The 20203-nt window shown below is 70.8% G+C and carries 17 protein-coding genes and 1 pseudogene; 6 read left to right on the top strand and 12 right to left on the bottom strand.

The genetic code is table 11. From position 1 onward, the window contains the following. Window positions 1–4 precede the first annotated feature (4 nt). Genes OG698_RS36120 through OG698_RS36100 form a run of 5 tightly spaced genes read right to left on the bottom strand, consistent with a single transcriptional unit; the run spans window position 5 to window position 5844 of the window. Window positions 5–958: a DUF2510 domain-containing protein gene (locus OG698_RS36120; protein ID WP_406111489.1), complete on the bottom strand. Its 954-nt coding sequence runs from the start codon at window positions 956–958 to the stop codon at window positions 5–7. Between the two features lie 34 nt (window positions 959–992). After that, the gene (locus OG698_RS36115) at window positions 993–2282 is read right to left on the bottom strand and encodes a haloacid dehalogenase-like hydrolase (RefSeq protein WP_406108055.1); all 1290 of its coding nucleotides are present in this window, start codon (window positions 2280–2282) and stop codon (window positions 993–995) included. Window positions 2283–2315: 33 nt separating this feature from the next. Continuing rightward, entirely contained in the window at window positions 2316–3095 is a 780-nt protein-coding gene (locus OG698_RS36110; protein WP_406108053.1) for a 3-oxoacyl-ACP reductase, read from the bottom strand. A 6-nt stretch (window positions 3096–3101) separates the two neighbouring features. Next, entirely contained in the window at window positions 3102–4466 is a 1365-nt protein-coding gene (locus OG698_RS36105) for an aldehyde dehydrogenase family protein (protein WP_406108051.1), read from the bottom strand. 1 nt (window position 4467) lies between these two features. Further along, entirely contained in the window at window positions 4468–5844 is a 1377-nt protein-coding gene (locus OG698_RS36100) for a glutamine synthetase family protein (RefSeq protein ID WP_399970750.1), read from the bottom strand. 86 nt (window positions 5845–5930) lie between these two features. Between OG698_RS36100 and OG698_RS36095 the strand changes: the two genes are divergently transcribed. The 3 genes and pseudogenes from OG698_RS36095 (at window position 5931) to OG698_RS36085 (ending at window position 8935) form a co-directional block, all read left to right on the top strand. Continuing rightward, entirely contained in the window at window positions 5931–6656 is a 726-nt protein-coding gene (locus OG698_RS36095; protein WP_406108050.1) for a FadR/GntR family transcriptional regulator, read from the top strand. A gap of 111 nt (window positions 6657–6767) precedes the next feature. Then, window positions 6768–8216: pseudogene (gene eat, locus OG698_RS36090) on the top strand (ethanolamine permease). A gap of 23 nt (window positions 8217–8239) precedes the next feature. Then, entirely contained in the window at window positions 8240–8935 is a 696-nt protein-coding gene (locus tag OG698_RS36085) for a gamma-glutamyl-gamma-aminobutyrate hydrolase family protein (protein WP_406108048.1), read from the top strand. A 15-nt stretch (window positions 8936–8950) separates the two neighbouring features. On the opposite strand, the gene OG698_RS36080 is transcribed toward OG698_RS36085, so the two are convergent. Continuing rightward, window positions 8951–9892, bottom strand: a complete 942-nt coding sequence (locus OG698_RS36080; RefSeq protein WP_406108046.1) for a LysR family transcriptional regulator — start codon at window positions 9890–9892, stop codon at window positions 8951–8953. Between the two features lie 70 nt (window positions 9893–9962). On the opposite strand from OG698_RS36080, the gene OG698_RS36075 reads away from it, so the two are divergent. Then, window positions 9963–11120 (top strand): TDT family transporter, encoded by a 1158-nt coding sequence (locus OG698_RS36075; protein WP_406108044.1) that lies wholly within the window; start codon window positions 9963–9965, stop codon window positions 11118–11120. Here the strand turns inward: OG698_RS36075 and OG698_RS36070 are convergent. The 4 genes from OG698_RS36070 to OG698_RS36055 all read right to left on the bottom strand — a co-directional run bounded on the left by OG698_RS36070 (window position 11047) and on the right by OG698_RS36055 (window position 16249). Next, a complete protein-coding gene (locus OG698_RS36070; protein WP_406108042.1) occupies window positions 11047–11787 on the bottom strand; it encodes a helical backbone metal receptor in 741 nt (246 codons plus the stop codon). The genes OG698_RS36075 and OG698_RS36070 overlap by 74 nt on opposite strands. Continuing rightward, window positions 11784–12359: a helix-turn-helix domain-containing protein gene (locus OG698_RS36065; RefSeq protein WP_399970739.1), complete on the bottom strand. Its 576-nt coding sequence runs from the start codon at window positions 12357–12359 to the stop codon at window positions 11784–11786. Before OG698_RS36065 ends, OG698_RS36070 begins: the two co-directional genes overlap by 4 nt. 160 nt (window positions 12360–12519) lie before the next feature. Continuing rightward, complete coding sequence (locus OG698_RS36060; protein ID WP_406108040.1) at window positions 12520–15138, bottom strand: ABC transporter permease/substrate binding protein; 2619 nt, start codon at window positions 15136–15138, stop codon at window positions 12520–12522. Continuing rightward, entirely contained in the window at window positions 15131–16249 is a 1119-nt protein-coding gene (locus tag OG698_RS36055; RefSeq protein ID WP_406108038.1) for a glycine betaine/L-proline ABC transporter ATP-binding protein, read from the bottom strand. Before OG698_RS36055 ends, OG698_RS36060 begins: the two co-directional genes overlap by 8 nt. Window positions 16250–16521: 272 nt before the next feature. Between OG698_RS36055 and OG698_RS36050 the strand changes: the two genes are divergently transcribed. After that, entirely contained in the window at window positions 16522–17469 is a 948-nt protein-coding gene (locus tag OG698_RS36050) for a 5'-3' exonuclease H3TH domain-containing protein (protein WP_406108036.1), read from the top strand. Between the two features lie 51 nt (window positions 17470–17520). After that, on the top strand, window positions 17521–18354 hold the full coding sequence (locus tag OG698_RS36045) for a siderophore-interacting protein (protein ID WP_406108034.1): 834 nt from the start codon (window positions 17521–17523) through the stop codon (window positions 18352–18354). 31 nt (window positions 18355–18385) lie between these two features. Here OG698_RS36045 and OG698_RS36040 read toward each other — a convergent pair whose 3' ends face one another. Further along, window positions 18386–19162, bottom strand: coding sequence for an ABC transporter permease (locus OG698_RS36040; RefSeq protein ID WP_406108033.1), 777 nt, complete (start codon window positions 19160–19162; stop codon window positions 18386–18388). After that, window positions 19159–20187, bottom strand: a complete 1029-nt coding sequence (locus OG698_RS36035) for an ABC transporter ATP-binding protein (protein WP_406108031.1) — start codon at window positions 20185–20187, stop codon at window positions 19159–19161. Before OG698_RS36035 ends, OG698_RS36040 begins: the two co-directional genes overlap by 4 nt. Window positions 20188–20203 lie beyond the last annotated feature (16 nt).

Here is a 20203-nt window from a genome sequence, read left to right as displayed (position 1 = left end):
CCGGTTACGGCGTGACGGTGGGGCCGATGCTGCTGCCCACGCCGCCGTCGGACCCGCTGTCGCCCGCCGCCCTGATGCCCTTGACGATGCGGTCCATGTCGGAGAGCGGTGGCGCGTCCTGGCCGGCGTCGACGGTGATGCGGACGGTCACCAGGGACTCGGAGCCGACGCTGGAGGGGAAGACGACGGACTGGACGTAACCGCCGGGCCCCTTCGCGGTCTTGACCTTCCAGCGGACGAGGTAGCCGGCGCGCCCGGCGACCGCGGTCTGGCGGGCGGCGATCTGCTGGTGCGACTCGATGCCGCCGAAGGGCTGCTGGTTGATGCCGTTCTTGTCGTACGAGGCGTCCGCGGCGTCCTTGATGTCCCGTTTGGCTATGACTTCGGGTGAGGTCTCGTCGGTCCCTGTGACGGTGCGGGAGACGACGGTGCCGTGCCGGCACAGGCCCGAGTCGCCGGGGCAGTCGTAGGTGCGCGGGGTGGTGATCAGCATGTCGTCGTCGACGACGTTCTCGGCCTTCTGCCAGCCTTCGAGGACGGGGAGCGTGATGCCGTTGAGCTGGTCGACGGCGGTGGACGCGTCCTCGGTGGGGGTGGGTTCAACACTGCTCGCCGTGGCGGTCGGGTCCGTGGGTGTCGAGGCGCTCGAGGTGGGTGACGTGCGGGTCCTGGGGTCGTCGTCGCCGCGGCCGAGCAGGACGGCGCCGGTGGCGATGGAGGCGACGAGCACGATGCCGGCGGCGGCCAGGGCGATGGTCTTCGCGCGGCGGCCCGGTGCGGCGGGCGGGCGGTGCGGGCCCGTGGCCGGGAGCGGGGGCTCGACGGGCGGCCCGAAGGCCTGTGGCGCGGCCGGGGTGTTCTGCGGCTGCCGTCGGTGCTCGGTCCACGCGGCCCCGTCCCACCAGCGCTCGGAGGGCGGGGCCGTGGGGTCCGGGTACCAGCCGGGCGGGGGCGTCATGCTCATCCCGGCACTCTAAGTTGTGCGGCGAAGGTCAGTACACCGAGTCCGCCTGGTCCGGCACGGCGGAGCCGTCGGGGCGCAGGACCGGGCCGAAGCCGCCCTCGGGTTGGTTGTACGCGGCCGTGGAGCAGGGGTAGCTGCCGGACTTGCGCGGAAGCGGTTCGATGAACATGGGGTTCACGACCCAGCGTCCGTCGGCGTTGTCGTAGGCGCGGCACATCACCTCGTTCTTGTTGCGGTTGAGCACGAGGTGAGCGCCGGTGGCGTCGCCGACGAAGGTGACGTCGGTGTCTGCGTCCCCGCCGCCGAGCGCGATGCGCTTGCCCCAACGCTGCTTCTCCCAGGCGGACTTGCCCTTGATGCGGAAGATGTCCTGGTTGATCCAGCAGCGCTTGCCGTCGATGTACGGGATGGCTTCACCCTGGGTGCGTCCGACGCCGCCGCAGCCTTCGTTGTACGTGGTGATGCGGCCCTTGCTGTCCAGGACGGAGCGGATGGCGATGGTGTGGGCGCGGTCGATGCCGACACCGCCCCGGCCGCGCGACCACACCTCGGTCACGGGCTCGGATCCGGCCGACACGATGTAGACGTCGAACCCGGCCTTCTGCAGCGTGCGAATGAGGTCGCGCTGCTGCTCGTAGTAGCGCACGTAGCCGGGGATGGTGTGCGTGCCGAGGATCTGGGTCGAGCCGACGGGGGCGGCGAGTGCCTCGCGGCGGGCCTGTGCGGCGTACGACTCCAGTTCGGGGACGGTGTGTCCGGCGAAGAGCTGCGGCACCCAGGCGTACTGGGGCACGGTGCGGCGGTGGTTCCACTCGCCGGCGAACGCGGCGGCGCCGCTCATGGTTCTGCCGGATTCGCGGATGTTGAAGATCTCGTCGGTGCAGTCGGTGTCGGTGGACGTCGGCAGGGGTGCGCCGACGGGGACGGCGGTGCCGCAGGCGGCGGTGAGGGCCTTGTCGGCATCGTCGGTGAGCCACTTGCTGGTCTTCTTCCAGCTCGCGGGCCGCAGGATCTTGTCGTGCTTGAGCGACCAGGCGATCGTCGCGTCGGTGACGTCGTTCTTGGAGACGGTGTTGTCCCAGTCGAACGCTGCGACGGGGCGGGGGCCGTGGTGGCCGTTGCAGGTCCCGCGCTCGTCGATCACGCGCTGGAGCCTGGCCCGGTTCTGCCCGTACCACGGCAGCTTCTCCGAGAGCTGCGGGCAGGCCCGGTCGGTGGTGGGAGCGGACGTGGCGGCGGCCGCAGGAGAGACGAGAGCCGTGGCCACCAGGGCGGTGACCACGGCTGAAGTCCACGCGGCAACATCTCTGTTACGCATGCCTGGGGACCGTACACCTACCTGGGGCGTGGCCTACAGAGGCGTGACGTACGCCCCCGAGATACCGCCGTCGACGAGGAAGTCGGTGGCGTTCACGAACGAGGAGTCGTCGCTCGCGAGGAAGGCCACGGCGGCGGCGATCTCGTCGGCGTCCGCGAAGCGGCCGACCGGGATGTGGACGAGGCGGCGCGCGGCGCGCTCGGGGTCCTTGGCGAACAGCTCCTGGAGGAGCGGGGTGTTGACCGGGCCCGGGCACAGGGCGTTGACCCTGATGCCCTCGCGGGCGAACTGCACGCCGAGCTCACGGGACATGGCAAGGACGCCGCCCTTGGAGGCCGTGTACGAGATCTGGGAGGTCGCCGCGCCCATGCGCGCCACGAACGAGGCGGTGTTGATGATGGAGCCCTTGCCCTGCTGCCGCATGTAGGGGATGGCGGCCTTGCAGCACAGGAAGACGGAGGTGAGGTTGACCTCCTGGACGCGCTTCCATGCCTCGAGGCCCGTGTCCAGGATGGAGTCGTCGTCGGGGGGCGAGATCCCGGCGTTGTTGAAGGCGATGTCGACCGAGCCGTAGGTCTCGTAGGCGGTCTTGAAGAGGGCCTCGACCTGCTCGGCGTCGGTGACGTCGACCTGGACGAAGGTGCCGCCGACGTCTTCGGCGGCCTTCTTGCCGGCGCTCGCGTCGATGTCGGCGCAGACCACGTTCGCCCCTTCGGAGGCGAGGCGGCGGGCGGTGGCCAGGCCGATGCCGCTGCCGGCTCCGGTGATGACGGCGGTGCGGCCCACGAGGCGGCGGCAGATGTTCTCGGTCATGGTGCTTCAGGCCTCCGTGCTTTCCGTGCTGATGAAGACGTTCTTGGTTTCGGTGAAGGCGGTGAGGGCGTCGGGGCCCAGCTCGCGGCCGACACCGGACTGCTTGTAGCCACCGAACGGGGTCGAGTAGCGGACGCTGGAGTGGGAGTTGACCGAGAGGTTCCCGGCGCGGACCGCCCCGGCGACGCGCAGAGCGCGCCCCACGTCACGGGTCCACAGGGACCCGGAGAGCCCGTACTCGGTGGCGTTGGCGAGCCGGATCGCGTCGGCCTCGTCGTCGAAGGGCAGGACGACGGCGACGGGCCCGAAGACCTCCTCGGCCGCGGCGGGAGCGTCGGCTGCCGTCTCGGTGAGGACGGTCGGCGGGAACCAGAATCCGGCGCCCTCGGGGGCGCTGCCCCGCACGGCGGCCGCTCCCCCGTCGACGTACGAACGGACCCGTTCCAGCTGGGACTTGGAGATGAGCGGGCCCATCTGGGTCTTCTCGTCGGCGGGGTCGCCGACGACGACCGACTCGATCGCGGGCGCGAGCAGGCCGAGGAACCGGTCGTACACGGACCGCTGTACGAGGATGCGGGTGCGGGCGCAGCAGTCCTGGCCGGCGTTGTCGAGGAACGACATGGGGGTGGCGGCGGCGGCCGCCTCGATGTCGGCGTCGGCGAAGACGATGTTCGGGCTCTTGCCGCCGAGTTCGAGGGTCACGCGCTTCACCTGGTCGGCGCACTTGGCCATGATCTGTTTGCCGACGCGGGTGGAGCCGGTGAACACGATCTTGGCGACGCCGGGGTGCTCCACGAGGGCGGCTCCCGCCACGTCTCCCGCGCCGGGAAGGACCTGGAAGAGGTACTCGGGAAGCCCTGCCTCCAGGGCGAGTTCGGCGAGGCGGAGCGCGGTGAGCGGGGTCGTCTCGGCGGGCTTGAGGATCACCGCGTTCCCGGCGGCGAGCGCCGGGGCGGTGCCCCACGCGGCGATCGGCATGGGGAAGTTCCAGGGCGCGATGACACCGACGACACCGAGGGGTTCGAGGATCGTGATGTCGAGGCCGCCGGCGACGGGGATCTGGCGGCCGGTGAGGCGCTCCACTCCCCCGGCCGCGTAGTCGAGCAGGTCGCGGACGTTGCCGGCCTCCCAGCGGGCGTTGCCGATGGTGTGTCCGGCCTCGCGCACCTCGAGGCGGGCGAGTTCCTCGACGTGCTCGTCGACGACGACGGCGAAGCGGCGCAGGAGGCGGGCCCGGTCGGCGGGGGCCGCGGCCGCCCAGTCGCGCTGTGCCCGGTGGGCCCGCAGGACCGCGGCGTCGACCTGGTCCCGGGAGGTCGCGTGGATCGTGGCGACGACTTCTTCGGTCGCCGGGTTGAGGATGTCGTGCACGCTAGAGCCTTTCGAACGACCTGCGGAGTTCCCAGTCGGTGACGGCGGCGTCGAACGCGTCCAGTTCGACCCGCGCCATGTTGCGGTAGTGCGCGACGACCTCGTCGCCGAACGCGGCCTTGGCGATGGGGCTGGTCTCCCACAGCTCGGCGGCCTCGCGCAGCGTCGTGGGAACGTGCTCGTACTCGCCGGTGTAGGCGTTTCCGGTGCACTCCTCGGGCAGTTCGAGCTTCTGCTCGATGCCGTACAGACCGGCGGCCACGAGCCCGGCGACCGCGAGGTGCGGGTTGACGTCACCGCCGGGCAGGCGGTTCTCGAAGCGCATCGAGCGGCCGTGGCCGACGACGCGGAGCGCGCAGGTGCGGTTGTCGTAGCCCCAGGCGGCGGCGGTCGGCGCGAAGGAGCCCGGCTGGAACCGCTTGTACGAGTTGATGTTGGGCGCGTAGAGCAGCGAGAAGTCACGCAGCGCGGCGAGCTGGCCCGCGAGGAAGTGCCGCATCACCGGCGACATCCCGCCGGGGTCGTCCGCGGTCCCCGCCATGACGTTGGTGCCGGGCTCGTCGATGGACTGGAGCGAGAGGTGGATGTGACAGGAGTTGCCCTCGCGCTCGTTGAACTTGGCCATGAACGTGAGCGAGACGCCCTCCTGGGCCGCGATCTCCTTGGCGCCCGTCTTGTAGATGGCGTGCTGGTCGCAGGTGACGAGGGCCTCGTCGTAGCGGAACACGATCTCGTGCTGGCCCGGGTTGCACTCACCCTTGGCGGACTCGACGACGAGCCCGGCCGCCGCCATGTCGTTGCGGATGCGGCGCAGGAGCGGCTCGATGCGGCCGGTGCCGAGGACCGAGTAGTCGATGTTGTACTGGTTGGCCGGGGTGAGGTTCTTGTAGCCCGCGTCCCAGGCCTGCTCGTAGGTGTCCTTGAAGACGATGAACTCGAGCTCCGTGCCGACGTGGGCGGTGTAGCCGAGTTCGGCGAGCCGGTCGAGCTGGCGGCGCAGGATCTGCCGGGGCGCGGCCACGACGGGCGAGGCGTCGTTCCACGCGAGGTCCGCGATGAGCATCGCGGTGCCGTCGTTCCAGGGGACGCGGCGCAGGGTGGAGAGGTCGGCGTGCATGGCGAAGTCGCCGTAGCCGCGGTCCCAGGAGGACATCTCGTATCCGTCGACCGTGTTCATCTCGGTGTCGACGGCGAGGAGGTAGTTGCAGCCCTCCGTGCCGTGGGCGAGGACCTCGTCGAGGAAGAAGCGGGCGGCGAACCGCTTGCCCTGCAGCCGCCCTTGCATATCGGGGAAGGCCAGGACGACAGTGTCGATCTCTCCACTCTCGACGAGGGACGTGAGCTCCTCGACGCCGAGCGGGGGTGTGCGGTCTGCCACGGGAAGGCCTCCTTCGGGCTTCTTCGGTCAGCCGGAAGCCATAAGGTATTGCGGAGAACCATTGCTTGGGAAGGGGGTACGGCCATATGTCGCACACCGATGACGAGGACCGGCTCACGCCGGTGCTGCGGCCCGTGCGGGCGGGCAACGGATTCGAGGAGGCCCTGGAGCAGATCCTCCAGGTCGTCCGGCTCGGCCTGGTATCGGGGGGTGAACGCCTCCCGTCCGAACGGGAGTTGGCGGACCGGCTCGGGATCAGCAGGGTGACGCTGCGGGAGGTCCTGAAGGTGCTCCAGGACCAGGGCCTGGTCGAGTCGCGGCGCGGGCGCTACGGCGGCACGTTCGTGGTGGCACGCACGGACACGCCGGGCGAGGACGAGCTGCGCCGCCGCCTCAAGGGCGTCGACGTCGAGGACGCGCTGCGCTTCCGGGAGGTCCTGGAGGTCGGAGCGGCCGGCCTGTGCGCCGTGCACGGCCTCACCGACGAACAGACCGAACGGCTGCGCGGCGCCCTCGCGCGCACCCATGACGCACCCCTCGCCGACTACCGCCGCCTCGACACGCTGCTCCATCTCACGCTCGCCGAACTGTGCGGGTCACCCTCGCTCACGGCTCAGTACGCGGCGGTGCGCGCGACGGTGAACGACCTCCTCGACTGCATCCCGCTGTTGGTACGAAACCTGGAGCATTCGCAGCGCCAGCACACGGCCCTGGTGGAGGCGGTGCTCGACGGGGACGCGGACGGGGCGCGGGAGATGATGCGCGAGCACTGCGCCGGCACGGCCGCTCTCCTGCGGGGCTTCCTGACCTGAGCCCGTGATTAACCGGCGCGTAACGCAGGGGTCTTGATTTCTTCGCACGCTCCCCGCAAAGGTATGGATCCACTCCATTGAGCATCCACCGTACGACGGGGAGCCCGCGCCATGACCTTGGACACCCAGAACACCCGCCCCACCGGTGATACGGGGGACGACTATCTGGAACGCAGAACGCTGCGCCGCGGCAGCGCGGGCTGGCTGCTCCTGACCGGGCTCGGCGTCGCGTACGTCGTCTCCGGCGACTACTCGGGCTGGAACTTCGGCCTGGCGCAGGGCGGCTTCGGCGGCCTCGGGATCGCGATGGCCCTGATGGGCGTCATGTAAGCGTGCATGGTGTTCTCGCTGGCCGAGCTGTCCTCGGTGCTGCCCACGGCGGGCGGCGGCTACGGCTTCGCGCGCCGCGCCCTCGGCCCCTGGGGCGGCTTCCTCACCGGCACGGCGATCCTCATCGAGTACATCCTCGCGCCGGCCGCCATCTCCATCTTCATCGGCGACTACGTCGAGTCGCTCGGCCTGTTCGGCCTGACCTCCGGCTGGCCGGTCTACCTGGCCTGCTTCCTCATTTTCATCGGCATCCACCTGTGGGGTGTGGGTGAGGCGCTGCGCTTCAGCTTCGTCGTCACCGGCATCGCGGTCGCGGCGCTGCTCGTCTTCGCGGTCGCCGCGTTCACCGACTTCGACGCGTCGAAGCTGAACGACATCCCCGTGGACACGGGCGCGTTCGGCGCCAACTCCTGGCTCCCCATGGGCCTGTTGGGTATCTGGGCGGCGTTCCCGTTCGGCATGTGGTTCTTCCTGGGCGTGGAGGGCGTGCCGCTCGCGGCCGAGGAGACCAAGGACCCTGCGCGCACCCTGCCGCGCGCCATCCGCTGGTCCATGGCGATCCTCGTCGTGCTCGCCGTCCTGACGTTCCTCGCCTCGTCGGGGGCGCGCGGTTCGGCCGCGATCCAGGAGGCGGGCAACCCGCTCGTCGAGGCACTCCAGCCCGGTGGCAAGGCGACCGCGCTGAGCCGCATCGTGAACTACGCGGGGCTCGCGGGCCTGGTGGCGTCGTTCTTCTCGCTCATCTACGCGGGCTCGCGCCAGCTCTTCGCGCTCTCCCGCGCGGGCTACCTCCCCCGCTTCCTGTCGCTCACCAGCCGGCGCAAGGCGCCCTACCTCGGCCTGCTCGTACCGGGCGCGATCGGCTTCGCGCTGGCGGCCGCGACGGGCGACGGTGCCCGCATGCTGAACGTCGCGGTGTTCGGCGCCACGATCTCGTACGCTCTGATGTCCCTGTCGCACATCGTGCTGCGGCGCCGGGAACCGGGCCTCGAGCGGCCGTACCGCACTCCGGGCGGCGTGCTCACGTCCTCCGTGGCGCTGGTCCTCGCGTGCGCGGCGCTGGTCGCCACCTTCCTGGTGGACGTCACGGCGGCGCTGATCGCGCTCGGGGTGTACGCGGTGGCGATCGGGTACTTCGGGGCCTACAGCCGCAGGCATCTGGTGGCGCGGGCCCCCGAGGAGGAGTTCGCGGCGCTCGCGGCGGCAGAGGCCGAACTGGAACGGGATTGACCACGGTGAGGGAGCACGGGCAGATGTTGAGCAGGCCGCTGATCGGGGTCAGCACCTACCTGGAGGAGAAGGCGAGCTGGGGCGTGTGGGAGCTGCCCGCCGCGCTGCTGCCCGCCGGGTACCCGCGGCTCGTGCAGTCCGCGGGCGGCCTCGCCGCGATGGTGCCGCCGGACGACCCCACGTACGCGCCTTCGGTGGTCGCGCGGCTCGACGGGCTCGTCGTCGCGGGCGGGCCCGACGTGGAGCCGGGCCGCTACGGCGCCGAGCGCGAGGACCGCACGGGACCGCCCGCGGTGGAGCGGGACGCGTGGGAACTGGCCCTGATCCGCGCGGCGTTGGCGTCCGGCAAGCCGCTGCTCGGCATCTGCCGGGGCATGCAGCTCCTGAACGTGGCGCTCGGCGGCACGCTCACCCAGCACATCGAGGGGCACGTCAAGGACATCGGCGTCTTCGGGACGCACGCGGTGACGCCCGTGCCCGGGACGCGGTACGGCGAGCTGGTGCCCGAGGAGTCGGACGTTCCGACGTACCACCATCAGGCGGTCGACCGGCCCGGCCGGGGTCTGGTCGCGTCGGCCCACGCGGCGGACGGCACGGTCGAGGCGGTCGAACTCCAGGGCCTCACCTGGGTACTGGGCGTGCAGTGGCACCCCGAGATGGGCGAGGACGCGCGCGTCATGGGCGGCCTGATCCGCGCGGCGGCGCGGGGCGGCTCCTGACGTCACGGGTGACACTCAGGCCGGTCCGCGGGTGAGCGCGAGCAGTTCCCTGGCCGGCCCCACGGGCCGGTGACCGGTCGGCCAGACCGCGCGCAGGTCCCTGCGCAGCCGTACGCCTTCGAGCGGGATCTCGACGAGCCTGCGGGCGGCGAGCTCCTCGCCGACTGCGAGCTCGCTCAGGACGGAGGGGCCCGCGCCGCTCACCGCGGCCGCCTTCACCGCGGTCGTCGACGACAGCTCGATGAGGGGGCGGGCCAGGCCGCCGAGCGCGGCGTCGAGGACCTGGCGGGTGCCCGAGCCGCGCTCGCGCAGGATGAGCGGGGTCGCCGCCAGCTCGTCGGCCGCGAGCGGCTTCCTGCGCCGGGCCCACGGGTGTCCGGGGGCGGTGACCACGATGAGCCGGTCGTGGGCGATGACAGCGGCGTCCAGGCCCGCGGGCACCGCGAGGCCCTCGACGAAGCCGAGGTCCGCGTCGCCGGACAGGAGGCGCTCCGCGACCGCCGCCGAGTTGCCCGCGTGGAGCGACACCGCCGTGTCGGGACGCTCCGCACGCAGCGCGAGCAGCCAGTTCGGCAGCAGGTACTCGGCGATCGTCATGCTCGCGGCGACCCGCAGCCGCGAGTCACGGCGGTCGCGCAGCGCCTGCGCCCCCACGTCGAAGGCCGCCGCCGCCTCGACGATCCGGCGCGCCCAGTCCGTGACGAGCGCGCCCGCGTCGGTGAGCCGTGAGCCGCGCGGCGACCGGTCGACCAGGGCGACGCCGAGCTGGCGTTCCATGGAGCGGATACGGCTGCTGGCCGCGGGCTGCGTGATGCCCATCTCGCGGGCGGCCCGGCCGAGGCTGCCGAGCCGCGCCACGGCGAGGAGGAGTTCGAGGGCGCCGAGGTCCGGGACCCGGTGCGCGAGCCCCGCCCCCGTCGTCGAACCGTCCGCCGCACCCGCCGTATCGCCACTCATAAACCCAGCTTATGCCCTCATAGAGGCATGGTCCCTGGTGGGGGGAGCCGCCCGCCGCGACCGTGGTGTCATGGTCACCGCCGCCCAGCCGCTCACGGCCGCCCGCATCCCGTCACTTCGATGTCCCGCCGTCCGCCATCTCGGCCCCAACTGGTACGCGTCCGTGATGGGCACCGCGATCATCGCGAACGCGGGCGCCGCGCTCCCCGTGCACGTTCCGGGCCTGCGAGCCCTGTGCACCGCGATGTGGGCGCTGTCCCTCGTGGCGCTCGTCGCCCTCCTCACGGCCCGCGCCCTGCACTGGACGCACCACAGCGACCGCGCCAAGGAGCATCTGCTCGACCCGGCCGTGGCCCCCTTCTACGGCTGCCTCGCGATGGCGCTGCTCGCTGTCGGCGGCGGCACGATGCTCGTCGGCCAGGACTGGATCGGAACGCAGGCGGCGGTCGCCCTGGACACGGTGCTGTTCACGGCGGGGACGGTGATCGGGCTCGCCGCGGCGGTGACCGTCCCGTACCTGATGGTGGCCAGGCACCGGATCGAGCCGGGCCAGGCGTCCCCCGTGTGGCTGCTCCCCGTCGTGGCGCCCATGGTGTCCGCGGCCGTCGGCCCGCTCCTGGTGCCGCATCTCCCGTCGGGCCAGTGGCAGCAGACGCTGCTCCTCGCCTGTGTCGCCATGTTCGGGCTCAGCCTGATCGCCACCGCGGTGATGCTTCCGGTGATCTTCGCGCGCCTGGTGACGGCGGGACCGCTGCCGCTGATGCTCACGCCGGCGCTGTTCCTCGTGCTCGGCCCCCTCGGCCAGTCGACGACCGCCGTCAACAAGTTCGCCGACACCGCGCCGGGCGTCCTGCCGGCCCCGTACGCCGAGGGGTTCGGCGTCTTCGCCGTCCTGTACGGAGTCCCCGTGATGGGGTTCGCGCTCCTGTGGCTGGCGCTCGCGGCGGCGCTCGTGGTGCGGGCCCGGCGCCGCGGCATGCGGTTCTCGATGACGTGGTGGGCGTTCACGTTCCCCATCGGCACGTGTGTCACCGGCGCGGAGGGCCTCGCCAAACACACGGGGCTCGCGGCGTACGACGTGCTCGCGGTCGTCCTGTACGCCGTGCTCGTCGCCGCCTGGGCCTTCGCCGCCGTGCCCACGGTCCGCGGCCTGATCAGCGGAGAGCTGCTCGCAGCGCCGCGCCCAGCGCCTCCGGCGCCTGCGCCAACGACGGCCCGTACCACGTGAGATGACGCCCGCTGACGAGCGCGGCGGGCACCGGGAACTGCTCGGGCCCGTCGTCGCGCGTGAAGCGGTACGGCTCGTCGGGCAGCACCACCAGGTCGATGTCCGCCGAGCGCAACTCGTCGGCCGCCAGGCGCGGATAGCGCTCGCCGTGGTCCGCGTACACGTTGTCCACACCGAGCCGGGCGAGCACGTCACCGGCGAAGGTGTCCCTGCCGAGCACCATCCAGGGGCGCCGCCACACCGGCACCGCCGCCCGCAGCCGCCGGGAGGGCGGTTCCAGCCCGCCCCAGGCCGCGGCGGCCTCGTCCAGCCAGCGGGGCCGGCGTGGCGAACCGCAGGCCCTGAGTACCCGCTCCAGCTCGCGCAGCGCACCCGGCAGATCGCGGATCTCGGTGACGAGGACGTCGAGTCCCGCGGCGCGCAGGGCCGCGAGGTCGGGCGCGCGGTTCTCCTCCTCGTTGGCGATCACCAGATCGGGGGCGAGGGCGACGATCCGTTCGACGGCGGGGTTCTTCGTCCCGCCGATCCGGACGAGGCCACTGCCGAGGTCCGCCGGGTGCGTGCACCAGTCCGTGGCTCCGACGAGCACTCCGGGCAGGGTGACGGCGATGGCCTCGGTCAGCGAGGGAACGAGGGAGACGACGCGCGGGCCGCGGGGCACGGTCACCGCCCGGGTTCGTCCAGTGCCTCGATGTGTTCGGCCACCGCGACGACGAGCACGCGGGCGTCCGCGCCGGTGGCCCGCCAGCGGTGCCGTACGCCACCGGTCAGGTACAGGGTGTCACCGCGGCCCAGCCGATAGGCCCTGCCCTCGGCCTCGACCTCGACGGCCCCTTCGGTGACATACATGAGCACGTCGTTGCGGAGCTGGAACTCGCGGCCCGGGTCGTGGTCACCGATGAACTCCTCGGCGTGCAGCTGGTGATGACCTCGCACGAGGGAGCGCACGACGGAGTCGGGGGACGCGTCCTCGACGACCGTGGTGTCGTCGGCACGCACCAGGTCCACGGTATGGGCGGGGTCCGCGGCGGCAAGGAGCTCGACCGCCGTGGTGCCCAGCGCGTCGGCGACCTTCTCCAGGGAGCGCCGGCTCGGCCGGGCGCGCTCGTTCTCGACCTGGCTCAGGAACGGGACGGACAGGCCGCTGCGCTCGGCCACGGTGGCGAGGGTGAGCTCCTGGGCCCGGCGCCTGCGCCGCACGGCCGCGCCCACCCGAAGAGTCTCCTTGTGTTCGTCCATCCCTCCGGCTCCCTCCCGCGCGTCGTCACCTGTTCGGTTCCTTGCACCCTACGCAGGTTCGCCGGACGGTTTCACGTGAGCGGCGGAACGCGCGTGGGCGGCCGGTGCTGAACACCGGCCGCCCACGCGCGTTGGTACTGCTTCGGAACGTACTCGGGAACTACTGCGGAGCCATCCGGTCCGCGACACCCTTGTGCGTCTTCAGCCACGCGTCCACGGCCTCTTCCTCATGGCCCTGACCGCGCTTCTTGATCTCCGCCTCGAGGCTGCCCAGCTCGCTCTCGCTCATCTTGAAGTTCTTGAACCACTTCGTGAGCTGCGGGTACTTCGAGGGGAAGCTCTTGTTGGCGATGGTGCGGATCGTGTTGCCCTCACCGAAGAGCTTCTTGGAGTCGGTCAGCTTGTTGAGCTTGTACTCGCTGTACGCCCAGTGCGGCGACCAGAGCACGACGGCGACCGGCTGCTTCTTGGCGTACGCGCGCTTCAGCTCGGCGAGCATCGCGGGCGTGGAGCCGTCGACGACCTTGTACTCCTTGTCCAGGCCGTAACCCGGCAGGACGTTCTTCTTCAGCAGGTTCATCTCGCCGGTGCCCGGCTCGATTCCGATGATCTTGCCGTCGAAGGTGGAGCCCTTGCCCTTGAGGTCCTCGAGTGACTTGACGCCCTTCACGTAGGACGGCACGGCGATCTCGAGCGACGTCGGGCTGTACCAGGAGCCCAGGTCGATCAGGTTGTCCTTGTGCTTGTCCCAGTAGTTCTTCTGGGCATAGGGCAGCCAGGCGTCGAAGTTGACGTCCAGGTCGCCGGAGCCGAGGCCCGTGTAGACCGGGCCGACGTCCATCTGCTTCAGGTTGAGCTTGTAGCCGCGGTCGCCGAGGACCCGCTTCCACAGGTAGGTGACCGCGACGTCCTCGTCCCAGGGGAACCAGGCGACGTTCACCGGACGGGCGGCCTCGCCCTTGCCGCCGGCCGTCGACGACTTCTTGACCGGGGCCAGCTTGTCGACGACGCCGGGGTTGGACTTCAGCCAGGTCTTGACGGCGTCCTGCTGCTTGCCCTTGCCGGCCTTGTTGATCTCGGCCTCAAGACTCGTGAGCTGCTTCTCGGTCATCTCGAAGTTCTTGAGCCACTTGCCGACCTCGGGGTTGTCGTCGGCGAAGCCCTTGCGGGACAGCGTGTGCACGCCGTCGCCCTTGCCCCAGGCGCCCTTCGGGTCCTTGAGCTTCTTCAGCTTGTAGTCGCTGTACGCCCAGTGCGGGGACCAGAGCGTCGTGACGATCGGCTGCTTCTTGGCGTACGCGCGCTTCAGCTGCGCCAGCATCGCCGGCGTGGAGCTGTCGACGACCTTGTACTCCTTGTCGAGGCCGTACTCCTTGAGGACCTTGTCCTTGAGGATCCCCATCATTCCGGCGCTGGACTCGATGCCGGTGATCTTGCCGCCGAACGTGCCGCTCTTGCCCTTGAGGTCCTCGAGCGAGTCGATGCCCTTCATGTACGCGGGCACGGAGAGCTCGAGCGACGTCGGGCCGTACCAGGAACCCATGTCGTCGAGCTGCTTGCCGTACTTCTTCCAGTACTGGGCGTGCGTGGTCGGCAGCCAGGAGTCGGTCTCGAAGTCGATCTGGCCGGAGGCCAGCGACGTGTACAGCGGCCCCGCTTCGAGCTGCTTGACCTGCACGTCGAATCCGCGCTGCTCGAGGATCTCCTTCCACAGGAAGGTGGAGGCGACGCCCTCGTCCCACGGGATGTAGCCGATGGTGACCTTCTTGCCCTGGCCGACGTTCGACGCGTCGGCCACCGGGGTCTCGTTCTTCGAACCGCCGAAGATGCCCATGCCGCCCGCGACGAGCGCGAGGATGACGACACCGACGACCGCGACCGCGGCCTGCGGACGATAGTTCCAGACCGTCAGACCGTGCGCGGCGCGCACCTTGGCGAGCGCGCGGCGGCCCATCGGGGACGACTGGGTGCCGAGGGCGCCGGTCATGCGGTCGAGGTAGATCGCGAGGATCACGATGGCGACGCCGGACTCGGAGCCGAGACCGATGTTCAGCTGGCCGATCGCCTCGTTCACGTCGGCGCCGAGGCCCTCGGAGCCGACCATGCCCGCGATGGCGGCCATGGACAGGCCCAGCATGATGACCTGGTTGACGCCGGCCATGATCGACGGCAGCGCGAGCGGCAGCTGGACGCGGAACAGCGTGTTGCGCGGGGTGTCACCGAACGCGTCGGCGGCCTCGACCAGTTCCTTGTCGACCTGCCGGATGCCCAGCTCCGTCATACGGACGCCGGGGGCCAGCGCGAAGATCAGGGTCGCGACGATGCCCGCGGGGGCGCCCGAACCGAAGAACAGGATGGCCGGGATGAGGTAGATCATCGCGGGCAGCGTCTGCATGAAGTCCAGGACCGGGCGCACGACCGCGCTGACCCGGTTGGAGCGCGCCGCCCAGATGCCGACCGGCACCGAGATGACCAGCGCGATGATCGTCGCCACGAGGACGAGCGACAGCGTCATCATCGCGTGGTCCCACAGTTCGAGGGAGTCGATGAACGCGAATCCCACGAAGGTCAGGACACCGGCCACCGTGCCGCGCAGCCAGAAGGCGATCACCGCGAAGATGCCCGCGAGGATCAGCGGCTGCGGGGCCTGGAGGACCCAGTTGATGCCGTCGTAGGCACCGTTGAAGACGTTCTTGAAGAAGTCGAAGAGCCAGGCCGCGTTGCTCAGCAGCCACTCGACGACGTCGTTGACCCAGTCACCGAAGGGAATCCTAGGCACCGGTGCTCACCTTCTTCACCGGCTCGTCGCCCTCGCCACGCGGCGTCGGGACGGCGTCCTGCTTCGTCATGGAGGTCTGCGCGCCGGGCTTCATCGGCTCACCGAGCACGGCGAGGAGCCGTTCCCGCGTCACGACGCCTATGAGCTTGCCGCTCTTGTCGGTCACGGCGACGGCGACGCCGCCCGTGGAGCACGGCGTGAACAGCTCGATGACCGGGGTGTCCTCGGTGACCGTCGCCGGCGCGTCGGACGGGTCGTACCCCTTGTCGGGGGAGGTCATGATCGCGCCCGCGGTCAGCACGCGGGAGCGGTCCACGTCCTGGATGAACGAGGCGACGTAGTCGTTGGCCGGCGTGACGAGGATGTCCTCGGCGCTGCCGATCTGGACGATACGGCCGTCGCGCATGACGGCGATGCGGTCGCCCAGGCGCATGGCCTCGTTCAGGTCGTGGGTGATGAAGACGATGGTCTTCTTCAGGGTCTTCTGGAGCTCCAGGAGCTGGTCCTGCATGTCGCGGCGGATCAGCGGGTCGAGCGCGCTGAACGACTCGTCCATGAGGAGCAGGTCCGCGTCGGTGGCGAGCGCGCGGGCCAGGCCCACGCGCTGCTGCATACCGCCGGAGAGCTCGTCGGGCCAGGACTTCTCCCAGCCGGCGAGACCGGCCAGGCGCAGCGCCTCGACGGCGCGCTTCTCGCGCTCCTTGCGCGGGATGCCCTGGACCTCGAGACCGTACGCGGCGTTCTCGAGCACACTGCGGTGCGGGAAGAGCGCGAAGTGCTGGAAGACCATGCTGATCTTCTTGGAGCGCACGGCGCGCAGCTCGCGGGGGCTGAGCGCGGTCAGATCCTGGCCGTCGAAGCGGACATGCCCTGCTGTGGGCTCGAGCAGTCCGTTCAGCATGCGCAGAAGCGTGGACTTGCCGGAGCCCGACAGACCCATCACGACGAAGATCTGGCCCGGCTCGACGGTGAAGGAAGCGTCGATCACGGCAGCGGTGGTGCCGCCGGCGCGCAGTTCCTCACGGTCTGCTCCGTGGCGGAGTTTCTCCACCGCTTCATCGGGTCGTCTGCCGAACACCTTGTACAGGTCTTCGGCTTGCAGCCTGGACACATACACCTCTCGGGTAGAACCATGACGGCCCGCCTCCCCCGCCGGCGGGCCGTGGAGCGATGCGAGGTCCGCTCGCGGGCCGGAAACGCATCCATAAGTTGAATGAGGGACCGGGTTCGCTCCGGGGGCGCCCCTGCCCTCGCTTATGCAGGTCAAACACAAGAGTGGTCTAGTTCACATCGCGTTCACTTCCGGAACTGGATCCGCCACATCCCTCCGTGCCGCTCCGCCACATCCGCGAGCGGCCGTGACTGTCGGTGCCGTGCGGCAGGATGTGCGGCGTGACCCAGCGAACCGATCGCCTGATGCTGCTCGACACCGCGTCCCTGTACTTCCGGGCCTACTTCGGGGTCCCCGACTCCGTGAGGGCCCCGGACGGGACGCCGGTCAACGCGGTGCGCGGCCTGCTCGAATTCATCACCCGGCTCGTGCACGACCACCACCCCGACTCCCTCGTGGCCTGCATGGACGCGGACTGGCGCCCCCAGTGGCGGGTCGACCTGATCCCCTCGTACAAGGCGCATCGCGTCGCGCAGGAGACGGAGACCGGGCGGGACGGCTCCTACACGGAGGAGATCCCCGACACCCTCTCCCCCCAGGTCCCGATCATCGAGGACGTGCTCGACGCGGTGGGCATCGCGCGCGTCGGCGTCGAGGGATACGAGGCGGACGACGTCATCGGCACGTTCACCGGCCGGGCCACCGGTCCGGTCGACATCGTCACCGGCGACCGCGATCTCTACCAGCTCGTCGACGACGCGCGCGAGCGCCGCGTCCTCTACCCCCTCAAGGGCGTCGGCACCCTCCAGATCACCGACGAGGAGCTGCTGCGCGAGAAGTACGGTGTCGACGGCTCCGGTTACGTGGATCTGGCCCTCCTGCGCGGCGACCCGAGCGACGGCCTGCCGGGCGTGCCCGGTATCGGCGAGAAGACGGCCGCGAAGCTGCTCGCGCAGTTCGGGGACCTGGCCGGGATCATGGCCGCCGTCGACGACCCGAAGTCGAAGCTGACGCCGTCGCAGCGCAAGCGCCTGGACGAGTCGCGGCCGTACATCGCGGTGGCGCCGACGGTCGTGCGGGTCGCCGGGGACGTGCCCCTGCCGGAGGTGGACACGGCGCTGCCGCGCGAGGCGCGCGATCCCGAGGCCCTCGGGAAGCTCGCGGAGCGCTGGGGCTTGGGCGGATCTTTGCAGCGGTTGCTCACCACCCTGGAGCGCTGAGTGTTAACTTAGGTAAACCTAAGTAGCCAGTGATCTTCAGGGGAGGCCGCCATGGCGGAACGTACGGAACGCAGGAAGCCGACGGCACACCGGGGCGAGGTCCTGCGCACCGAGCGGCTCACCCCGCACATGCAGCGCGTGGTCCTCGGCGGGGACGGCCTTGCCGCCTTCGCCGCGGGCGGCTGCACCGACCACTACGTGAAGCTGCAGTTCCCGCTCGACGGGGTCACCTACCCCGAGCCGTTCGACCTCGGCCGGATCCGTGAGGAGCTGCCGCGCGACCAGTGGCCCGTGACGCGTACGTACACCGTGCGCGCCTGGGACCCGGTGGCGCGCGAGCTGACGCTCGACTTCGTGGTGCACGGCGACGAGGGCATCGCCGGTCCCTGGGCACGCGACGTACAGCCCGGCGCGAGCGTGCACCTGGCCGGTCCCGGCGGCGCCTACGCCCCGGACTCAACTGCCGACTGGCACCTGTTCGCCGGTGACGAGAGCGCCCTGCCCGCGATCGCCGCCGCCCTGGAGTCGCTGCCCGAGGACGCCGTGGCCCACGCCTTCGTGGAGGTCTCCGACGCCACCGAGGAGCAGAAGATCGACTCCGACGCGCAGGTCGTCTGGCTGCACCGCGGCGACCGGCCGGTGGGCGAGGCCCTGGTCGAGGCCGTACGCGGGCTCGCGTTCCCGGCCGGCCGGGTGCACGCCTTCGTGCACGGCGAGGCGGGCTTCGTGAAGGAGCTGCGCCGCCATCTGCGCACCGAGCGCGAGATCCCGCGCGAGGACCTCTCGATCTCCGGCTACTGGCGCCTCGGTCACAACGAGGACGGCTGGCAGGCCTCGAAGCGGGAGTGGAACGCGCAGGTGGAGGCGGAGCAGGAGACGGCGTAGCGCCGTCTCCCGCTCCGCTGCGGCGTGGCGCTCAGACCGATCGCTGGTACGAGCGGAAGGTGCGGGTCGACAGCCACACCGCGGCGACGGCCAGCACGAGGAGCGCCCCGCCGCGGGTCAGCACGTCACCCCAGTCCGGGTCGTCGGACATCGCCGAACGGCCCGCGACCATGGCCCAGTTGAGCGGGTTGAAGTCGGCTGTGTGCCGCATCCACGACGGCATCTGCGACGGGGCCATGAACGCCGAGGACAGGAAGGTCAGCGGGAGCAGCAGGAACGTGTTGATCCCGATGATCGACTCCCGCTCCCTGACCAGCATGCCCAGCGCGTTCGACAGCGCCCCGAACACCGTGCCGAGGAGCACCGCGGCAACGACCAGGATCAGCACTCCGCCCGCCCCGCCGGGCAGTTCGGCCCCGCCGAGGAGGCCGAGCAGCACGATGACGACGGACTGGAGCGCGGTGACCAGACCGTTGCTCACCACATTGCCGTTCATCAGTGCCCCGCGGCTCACCGGTGTGGTGAGGAACCGGTTGAGCGTGCCCCGCTGGATCTCGTCGAGCGTCGCCATGCCCGCCCACATGTTGGAGCTGAGCGCGCTCATCACGACGACGCCGGGGATGAGGTAGTCGAGATAGGTCGTGGTGCCGAATCCGCCGAGCTCGACGACCTTCTTGAACAGGTTGCCGAACAGGAACAGCCATACCACCGGCTGGATCAGGGTGATCAGGAGATACGCGGGCTGGCGCAGGAACACCATGAGTTGACGCTGCGTCATGTACCAGGTCTGCGGGATCGCGGTACTCATCGGGCGCCTCCGGCGGGGGCGAGGGTGTCGGCGGCGGACTCGTCCAGGCCCGCGGCCTGCGCCTCGGAGTAGCGGCGGCCGGCGTAGCGGAGATAGACGTCGTCGAGCGAGGGACGGGCGACGGTGGCGGCGGTGACCGCTACGCCCGCCCGCTCCAGCGCGGCGAGCAGGGCGGGTACGGCGGCGGCCCCGTCGTCGGCGCGGACGCTGACGCGCCGGCCGTCGAACTGGGTCTCGCGCACTCCGGGCAGCGCGGCGAGCGCGCCCTCCAGGAGGGCGCGTCCGGCGTCCTGGACGGCGGCGCGCAGCTCCAAGTGGACGGCGTCCCCGCGCAGTTCACCCTTGAGGCCGTCGGGGGTGCCCTCGACGACGACATGTCCGCGGTCGACGACGGCGACGCGTTCGGCGAGCCGGTCGGCCTCTTCGAGGTAGTGCGTGGTGAGCAGGATGGACAGACCCTCGTCGCCGGCGAGGCGCGCGATCTCGTCCCACATCGCGGTGCGGGCCTCCGGGTCGAGGCCCGTGGTCGGCTCGTCGAGGAAGAGCACCTCGGGCCGGTGGACGAGGCCCAGCGCCACGTCGAGGCGGCGCTGCATGCCGCCCGAGTAGCCCTTGACCTGGCGTCCGGCGGCGTCGGTGAGGCGGAAGCGGTCGAGGAGTTCGGTGACACGTCGGTTCAGGTCCGCTCCGCGCAGGCCGTAGAGCCGGCCCTGGAGCCGGAGGTTCTCGCGGCCGGTGGCGACGGGGTCGGCGCCGGACTTCTGGGCGACGACGCCGATGGCGCGGCGCACCCGGTCGGGGTGCCGCAGTACGTCGTGGCCCGCGACCGTGGCGGTCCCGGAGTCGGGGCGGGCGAGGGTGGTGAGGATCTTGACGGTGGTGGACTTGCCTGCGCCGTTCGGGCCGAGCAGGCCGAAGACGGTGCCGGGTTCCACGGTGATGTCCATGCCGCTGAGGGCGGTGACATCGCCGGGATAGGTCTTGACGAGTTGACGCGCCTGCACGGCGGGCGCACGGGTGCTCATGACGACGGCTCTCCTG

The sequence above is a fragment of the Streptomyces sp. NBC_01003 genome, assembly GCF_045162695.1.
Classification (GTDB): Bacteria; Actinomycetota; Actinomycetes; order Streptomycetales; family Streptomycetaceae; genus Streptomyces.
Note: the sequence above shows the minus strand (reverse complement) of the source record. Positions and strands in the feature narration are given on the sequence as shown.